Raw genomic sequence first — 7392 nt, 5'->3', positions numbered from 1 at the left:
TTTTTCTATTTACCCTTTTAACATGCCATCAATCGATTCTTTTTCCATGCCTAGCTCCGTCAACCGCTTACGCTCTGAACGCAAATATTGACGATACCCAAGTCGTGCAATCCATATACTAATCTCATATAAAATGCACAGTGGAATCGTAATCATTAAATGTGATACCACTTCTGGTGGTGCAATAATCGCGGCAATGACCAGTAATGAGAAATACGCATATTTCCTCACACTCGCCATCCACATCGGTGTTACAAGTCCAATGCGCGCAACAAAGTGCATAATGACGGGTAGCTGGAATACAAAGCCAAACGGAATGGTAATCTTAAATAAAAACTGAAAATATTCATTGATGCCAATCGTTTGCTCCACATTCATATCCTGTGACCATTCCATCATGAATTTCATAATATACGGAAATAAAATCAGATAGGAAAATGCAACGCCAACGATAAACAGTACGATCACATATGGAATATAGCGCAGTGTCGCCTTTTGTTCATGCGCATACAACCCCGGACTTACATATGCCCACAACTGATACATAATAACTGGCATCGTCAACACAAGTGCAATGACAAAATCCGCCTGAAAGAAAATCTTTAGCGGATCCGTGACATTAAAGGCATGTAACTGCAAAGACTTTGCATGCTCACTATACTGTAAGTAATGAATAAGTGGCTTCGCAATAAAAAGGCCTATAATCACATTGATGACAAAGAAAACGGTTACTGTAATTAACCGTTTTCGAAGTTCATTTATATGCTGTTCAAGCGTTAGTTCATTATCTTCCATTGCAATAACTCCCTAACTATTTATGTTCAACTTTATTTTTCTCTTTTGTCTTATCATCATCGTCATCCACTAAACCTTTAGTGGCATTCTTGAATTCACGGAGCGTGGAGCCCATCGCTTTTCCAAGCTCAGGCAGCTTCTTCGGACCAAAAATAAGTAGAGCAACGACAGCGATGATTACAATGCTGCCAAAACTAACTCCTCCCATTACAGGCACCTCCTCATTAAGATGCCTATATTGTAACGCAATCATTCTCAATTAGCTATAGCATTCTCAATAGACTATTGACTCATTTTCCTACATTACGCATAAAGTAGCTCAGCGTCTGTAATTCAATTGATAAATCGATTGTATGTACACGGAATGTATCCGGTACTTGTAGGCGCACAGGCGTGAAATTAAGAACACCCTTCACATCCATCGCAACAAGGCGGTCTGTCATCATTTGAGCAGAGCGTGCTGGTACTGTTAAAATCGGTAGCTCAGCATGAAACTCTTCAAATTTTTCTTCCATAACATCTGGATGAAAAACGGGTACACCATTGACTAATTTCCCATCAAGTGGATAGTTCGTATCGAAGGCAACAACGATTTTCATATTCTGATTTTTTTGGAAGTTATATTTCAGTAGCGCATGCCCCAGATTACCAATCCCGATAACAGCGACATTCATGCGCTCATTATCATCTAATACATCTCTAAAGAAAACGAGTAATTTTTGTACATCATAGCCATAGCCTTTACGACCAAGTGCGCCGAAATGTGAAAAATCTCGTCGAATCGTAGCAGAATCTATTTGCATCGCCTCACTTAACTCTTTTGAAGAAATGCGTTCTATTCCTGCTTCCGAAAAATTTTGAATGAAACGATAATAGAGAGGTAATCTTTTCGTCGTAGCCTGCGGAATTTTATAATTTTCTTTCAAAGCGGTTGTCCCCTCCTGGATTAACTTTAACTTCTTAACATTGCACCACTGCCCACATTTCGATAAACTAAAATGAGAACTGAGGTGTACTTCATGATTGTATTACAAGTCAATCAATTATATAAATCTTATATTGCAGATGAAATTTTAAGTGGCGTGAAGCTCGAAGTACAGCATCGAGACCGCGTCGCACTTGTTGGCCGTAATGGTGCCGGCAAATCCACATTATTAAAAATTATCGCGGGGCAACTTTCGTATGACTCCGGCGATATTATTATGCCAAAAGATATCCATCTTGGCTATCTCGATCAACATGCGGGTCTTGATTCAGACCTAAGTGTATGGGATGAAATGATGACGATATTCGAGCCCCTAAAAGCGCTTGAAACAACGATGCGCTCACTCGAACAGCGTATGGCAGACCCAGACATTTATAACGATGCTGAACAATATGCCAAAATTATGGCTGATTATGATCAGCTTCAACATGACTTCAAAGCACGTGGCGGCTATCAATACGAAGCCGATACACGTGGGGTTCTTCACGGGATGCAGTTCCCTCGAGAAATGTTTGACCAGCCAATTAATTCATTATCCGGCGGTCAGCGTACACGACTTGCCCTAGCGAAGCTACTACTTAGCAAGCCTGAGCTCCTTATTCTCGATGAACCGACCAACCACTTAGACATTGAAACACTAAGCTGGCTAGAGAATTATTTGAAGAACTACGATGGAGCCATCCTTATCGTATCACATGACCGTTACTTCTTGGACCAAGTTGTGTCGATTGTCTATGAAGTTTCTCGTCATCATGTCTCAAAATTCTCTGGGAACTATTCGGACTATCTAGACCAAAAAGCGAAAAACTATGAATTAGACGTTAAACGCTATGAAAAAGAACAATCGGAGAAGGCGAAACTTGAGCAATTTGTTGAAAAAAATATTGCTCGTGCATCCTCTACAAAAATGGCGCAAAGCCGTCGTAAAATGTTAGAGCGACGTGAATGGATGGATTCTCCGCTTGGCGATGAAAAGTCAGCCACGCTGACATTTGAAATCGAGCGTCAAAGTGGCAATGATGTATTATCGGTGGATAACCTCGCAATTGGCTATGATGACAAATTAATTTCAGAGAATATTCAGCTACGTGAATACCGCGAAGACCGTATCGCTCTTGTCGGCCCAAATGGTGTCGGTAAATCTACACTATTGAAAACGATTGTAGGCGACCAACCAAAACTTGCTGGTGAAGTACGCTTTGGTACGAATGTTCAAATTGGCTACTACGACCAAGAGCTTGCAAAATTAACGAGCAATCGTACGGTCATTAAAGAAATTTGGGATGAATGGCCATTAATGAACGAAAAAGATGTACGTTCTGTACTCGGCCGTTTCCTATTTTCAGGCGACGACGTTGAAAAAATTGTGAGTGACTTGTCTGGTGGCGAAAAAGCGCGTCTAGCACTTGCCAAATTGATGCTTGAGAAAAATAACTTCCTCGTACTCGATGAGCCAACCAACCACTTAGATTTAGATAGTAAAGAAGTACTTGAAAATGCGTTGATCGATTACCAAGGCACACTGCTTTTCGTTTCACATGACCGTTACTTTATTAATCGTATCGCCACAAAAGTTGTTGAACTCTCACATGATGGGACATTCGAATATTTAGGTGACTATGATTATTATGTTGAGAAAAAACTGGAGCTCGAAGAAATTGCGCTTGAAAAAGCAGCTGAAGAGCAGGCAAAACACCCTACGCCAGTAAAAGAGAAAAAAGCGACAAACACATCAATTGATAAAGAAGCCAAGAAAAAAGAACGCAGCCTTCGTCGTAAAATCGAGACGTTAGAAGTTGATATGGCAACGTTTGATGCACAAATTGTTGAATATGAGCAGCAGCTTTGTGACCCAGATGTCTATTCAGATCATGAAAAAACGCTGACCATTCAATCGGCATTAGATGATGCCAAAGAACAAAAGGATACGCTTGAAATGGAATGGCTTGAATTAAACGAAGAGCTTGAAGCACTTTAATCCTTTAAAGAGAGGCTTGGACAAAACACGTCATTTTCCTTTTTTAGCGTTCGCAATGAAAAACCGGAACCGCGCTACAGCACGATTCCGGTTTTTCTTATGCTCATATAAACGGTTGTTTTTATACGTATGTCCCAGCCTCTTCTTTTTTATGGCAACCTCCTAATATAAATTTCGCTCTTATAAAAAAGGAGGCGTCCTATGAATAAAAATTGGTTAATGTCGTTGTTAGTCATTGTATTCATTTATCAACTTGGCTTTTTTGCGGTTCATTTACCATCATTTTTACACTATTTGTATTGGGGTTCTGCAAGTATTTTTGGTCTTGTCATAGGGTTCTACAGTTTAAAGAATTTCTATAAAAAGCTACCGGTTGCTTTACTCGGGACACTAACATTTTTAATAGGTGGCTTCACATCTTCCCTTCTTCTCTTAGAATTGGCTACATTAAACATGTAAGATGCAGGATTTTTCTGCATCTTTTTTAGTTATCCACAGGCTAGTTGATTCCTATTTTTCATTATACATATTTATGCAATTTATCCAAATCGCGTCATAACGCGATTTATAGCATTAAAAAACAGCCCAACAAGTAAATTGTCAGACTGTTTCAAAAAGTTATCCACATGTGCATAACTTTATTTTCCTTTTTTAATCATTCCAAGAACGTAATTCCATGCCTGGGCGACCATTTAAATCCCAACCGCTACGTTTGCCGGCTTTAAACATTTCTGTTCCTGCTGCTGCAATCATTGCGGCATTATCTGTACATAATTTAAGTGGTGGTACGAAGAACGGAATGCCCTCTTCATTGAAGATTTTCTCCAGTTCCGTACGTAAGCCTTTATTGGCTGATACGCCACCTGCTGCGATAACTTGCTTCACATTAAATTCACGTGCCGCACGCAATGTTTTCGTTGATAGCACTTCTACAACACTATCTTGGAAACCTTTTGCGATATGGTATGGATTAATATCGCCACCGCGTTGTTTTGCGTTGTGTTGATAGTTAATAACGGCTGATTTTAAGCCACTAAAGCTGAAATCATACGAATTAGGCTCCAACCATACACGTGGAAACTCGATAGCTTCGTCACTTTCATGTGCCATTTGGTCAATACGTGGACCACCTGGGTACGGGATGTCTAGCACGCGCGCTACTTTATCGTATGCTTCACCTGCTGCATCATCACGTGTTTCACCAATTACTTCAAATGAGCCATGCTCTTTCATTAAAACAAGTTCTGTATGCCCACCTGATACGACTAATGCAAGTAATGGAAACTCCATTGGTTGCATTAAGTTATTCGCATAAATATGCCCTGCAATATGATGTGTGCCGACAATCGGTAAATTATGTGCAAAAGCAAAAGCCTTCGCAGCATTAATACCGATTAAGAGCGCACCAACAAGCCCAGGACCTTCTGTAATACAAACTGCATCTAAATCCTTAGGCTCCATATTCGCTTGCTTTAACGCTTCCTCAAGAACGATTGTGACATTCTCTACATGATGACGTGATGCAATTTCTGGCACAACGCCGCCAAAACGTTTATGACTTTCAATTTGTGATGCCACGACGTTTGAAATGATTTCAGTCCCATTTTTCACGATAGACGCGGCCGTTTCATCACAGCTACTTTCAATACCTAATATATAAAGATCTTTTTCCATTATAAATTCACCCACATGACAAGAGCATCCTCTTGATTATCTGTATAGTATCCTTTACGAATACCACCTGCCTGGAATCCTAGTTTGCGATAAAGATTTTGTGCTACGTCATTTGTTACGCGCACCTCAAGGCTCATAACCACGCAGCCCTGCTCTTTTGCGATGCGCATGGCTTCGCGCATCAATTGCTCCCCAATTCCTTTGCCGCGACCTGCTGGCATAACGGCAACATTTGTAATCTGACTTTCATCAAGCACAATCCACATACCGCAAAAACCGATAATTTCATCGTCTTCAAGTGCGACTACATAGGTTGCTTGTGTATTTTTCGTCATTTCCATTTCAAATGACTCTAATGTCCATGGCGCTGGGAATACAGCTTCTTCAATATGGTGAACAGCTGCTGCATCCGCAAGCGTCATTAAACGATAGGTTACCACATTTGTTCACCTACTTATTTTTTTGTTCTTTAATCCAATTCGCCTCAGCTTCTGCTAAACGGCGATATTGTGGCACAAAATTATGCACCGCATCCCCTGTTAATTGAGGCATTTTTTCTGCTAAATAAATTAGTTGTGCAGCATCTGGTAAATCAATTGTATAGGGCGCACGAACTGCACGCTCGCCTAATGTTTCGACAATTACATCCCAGAAAGTATCCACATCATGCCCTACGAATAATACAGGTGCATTCAGTGAATCTAATTTTTCTATTAAGTCTGCGATGCTATAGTGATGGTCCTCAACAACATTTTCAAAGCCATTTACTGCATCAAAAGCACCCGCGTATACATTTTGACGGCGTGCATCAATTAACGTACAAACAATGCCATTATACATTGCCGCATTTGCTGCTAGCATTTTTAAGCTTGAAACGCCTACTAAAGGCTTGTTCAGTGTCCATGCTAATGTTTTCGCAATCGTTACGCCAATACGAATACCTGTGTATGAGCCAGGCCCTTCGCTGACTGCCACCGCATCAATATCCTGTGCTGTTAACTTCACACGTGTTAATAAGCGCTCAATCGCAAGCATCGCACCACCTGAGTGATTTAACTTAATATTTGTTACTTCGTTTGCGAGCACTTGACCGTCTTTCACTAACGCTACGGCAAGCGGTGTATTTGCTGTATCAATACCTAACCAAATCATTTCATTAACTCCTCACACAACTGCTCATAACGTGTTCCAGTTGGGTTTAGTAAAAATCGTCTTGCGTCTGCATCAACACGTTCAATACGAATCGCAAGTCGTTCTGCCGGTAGGTCTGGTTCAATTAAATGCGCCCATTCTACAACCGACACTGCATCGCCGAAAAAGATTTCATCCCAGCCAAGATCCTCATCACTATCAGCTAGACGATAAACATCTAAATGATTGAGTGGAAGGCGTCCTTCATATTGTTTCATAATTGTAAATGTCGGGCTATTAACGATACGTTTTACTCCTAAACCTTTAGCAAGTGCTTGTGTAAACGTTGTTTTTCCTGCACCTAAGTCGCCTTCTAGTGTAATCGTATCTTGTGGTTGTAATAAATCAGCGAGCTTCATGGCAAGAGCTTGTGTCTCTTCTAAAGATTGTACAGTCCATTCAATCGTCATGTTTCTCGTCCTCTCCAAAAATGCATATCTATAGTGTAACGAATTCAAGTTAATTGTTCAAAGTGTATGAATTCAATTTCTAGGCAAAAAAAATAACACAGCGCCATTGCTGTGTTTACATAAATAAAAAATGGCGGTCCGGACGGGACTCGAACCCGCGACCTCCTGCGTGACAGGCAGGCATTCTAACCAGCTGAACTACCGGACCAAAGATTATTTACAAAAAATATTATAGCAAGGTGCTTAATATATAGCAATACTTTTATAAATTTTTTTATAGGTATAATAAACTTTTTTTATTACTGTGGTATTGATTCGTATAAAAACAAAAAAGACGAACATACTGTCCGTCTCTGTGT

9 protein-coding genes and 1 tRNA gene are annotated in these 7392 nt (G+C 40.3%); 2 read left to right on the top strand and 8 right to left on the bottom strand.

Features of this window, described 5'->3' with window-relative positions:
• Nucleotides 1-9 precede the first annotated feature (9 nt).
• The 3 genes from tatC to KTHG_RS19940 all read right to left on the bottom strand — a co-directional run bounded on the left by tatC (nt 10) and on the right by KTHG_RS19940 (nt 1721).
• A complete protein-coding gene (tatC, locus tag KTHG_RS19950) occupies nt 10-795 on the bottom strand; it encodes a twin-arginine translocase subunit TatC (RefSeq protein WP_139996130.1) in 786 nt (261 codons plus the stop codon).
• Nucleotides 796-811: 16 nt separating this feature from the next.
• Nucleotides 812-1003, bottom strand: a complete 192-nt coding sequence (locus tag KTHG_RS19945) for a twin-arginine translocase TatA/TatE family subunit (RefSeq protein WP_126989633.1) — start codon at nt 1001-1003, stop codon at nt 812-814.
• A gap of 82 nt (nt 1004-1085) precedes the next feature.
• Complete coding sequence (locus KTHG_RS19940) at nt 1086-1721, bottom strand: redox-sensing transcriptional repressor Rex (RefSeq protein ID WP_126989634.1); 636 nt, start codon at nt 1719-1721, stop codon at nt 1086-1088.
• Nucleotides 1722-1814: 93 nt separating this feature from the next.
• Here KTHG_RS19940 and KTHG_RS19935 point away from each other — a divergent pair, with 93 nt between their 5' ends.
• Nucleotides 1815-3758 carry an ABC-F family ATP-binding cassette domain-containing protein gene (locus tag KTHG_RS19935; protein WP_139996128.1) on the top strand — a complete coding sequence of 648 codons (1944 nt, stop codon included), beginning with the start codon at nt 1815-1817 and terminating at the stop codon, nt 3756-3758.
• Nucleotides 3759-3959: 201 nt separating this feature from the next.
• Complete coding sequence (locus KTHG_RS19930; RefSeq protein ID WP_139996126.1) at nt 3960-4217, top strand: hypothetical protein; 258 nt, start codon at nt 3960-3962, stop codon at nt 4215-4217.
• 192 nt (nt 4218-4409) lie between these two features.
• On the opposite strand, the gene tsaD is transcribed toward KTHG_RS19930, so the two are convergent.
• The 5 genes from tsaD to KTHG_RS19905 all read right to left on the bottom strand — a co-directional run bounded on the left by tsaD (nt 4410) and on the right by KTHG_RS19905 (nt 7241).
• The gene (gene tsaD, locus KTHG_RS19925) at nt 4410-5432 is read right to left on the bottom strand and encodes a tRNA (adenosine(37)-N6)-threonylcarbamoyltransferase complex transferase subunit TsaD (RefSeq protein WP_126989637.1); all 1023 of its coding nucleotides are present in this window, start codon (nt 5430-5432) and stop codon (nt 4410-4412) included.
• Entirely contained in the window at nt 5432-5872 is a 441-nt protein-coding gene (gene rimI / locus KTHG_RS19920; RefSeq protein WP_126989638.1) for a ribosomal protein S18-alanine N-acetyltransferase, read from the bottom strand. Before rimI ends, tsaD begins: the two co-directional genes overlap by 1 nt.
• 10 nt (nt 5873-5882) lie before the next feature.
• A complete protein-coding gene (gene tsaB / locus KTHG_RS19915) occupies nt 5883-6584 on the bottom strand; it encodes a tRNA (adenosine(37)-N6)-threonylcarbamoyltransferase complex dimerization subunit type 1 TsaB (protein WP_139996124.1) in 702 nt (233 codons plus the stop codon).
• Nucleotides 6581-7033 (bottom strand): tRNA (adenosine(37)-N6)-threonylcarbamoyltransferase complex ATPase subunit type 1 TsaE, encoded by a 453-nt coding sequence (gene tsaE / locus KTHG_RS19910; RefSeq protein WP_126989640.1) that lies wholly within the window; start codon nt 7031-7033, stop codon nt 6581-6583. Before tsaE ends, tsaB begins: the two co-directional genes overlap by 4 nt.
• A 131-nt stretch (nt 7034-7164) precedes the next feature.
• Nucleotides 7165-7241, bottom strand: a tRNA-Asp gene (locus KTHG_RS19905).
• Nucleotides 7242-7392 lie beyond the last annotated feature (151 nt).

It is taken from the genome of Kurthia sp. Dielmo, from assembly GCF_000307285.2.
GTDB lineage: Bacteria > Bacillota > Bacilli > Bacillales_A > Planococcaceae > Kurthia > Kurthia populi.
The sequence above is the reverse complement of the archived record's forward strand: the minus strand, read 5'-3'. Positions and strand labels throughout refer to the sequence as shown.

Bases quoted from the DNA above. Each gene is read 5' to 3' on its own strand.
- tatC (WP_139996130.1), bottom strand. From the start codon at position 795: ATGGAAGATAATGAACTAACGCTTGAACAGCATATAAATGAACTTCGA.
- KTHG_RS19945 (WP_126989633.1), bottom strand. From the start codon at position 1,003: ATGGGAGGAGTTAGTTTTGGCAGCATTGTAATCATCGCTGTCGTTGCT.
- KTHG_RS19935 (WP_139996128.1), top strand. From the start codon at position 1,815: ATGATTGTATTACAAGTCAATCAATTATATAAATCTTATATTGCAGAT.
- KTHG_RS19930 (WP_139996126.1), top strand. From the start codon at position 3,960: ATGAATAAAAATTGGTTAATGTCGTTGTTAGTCATTGTATTCATTTAT.
- tsaD (WP_126989637.1), bottom strand. From the start codon at position 5,432: ATGGAAAAAGATCTTTATATATTAGGTATTGAAAGTAGCTGTGATGAA.
- tsaB (WP_139996124.1), bottom strand. From the start codon at position 6,584: ATGATTTGGTTAGGTATTGATACAGCAAATACACCGCTTGCCGTAGCG.
- tsaE (WP_126989640.1), bottom strand. From the start codon at position 7,033: ATGACGATTGAATGGACTGTACAATCTTTAGAAGAGACACAAGCTCTT.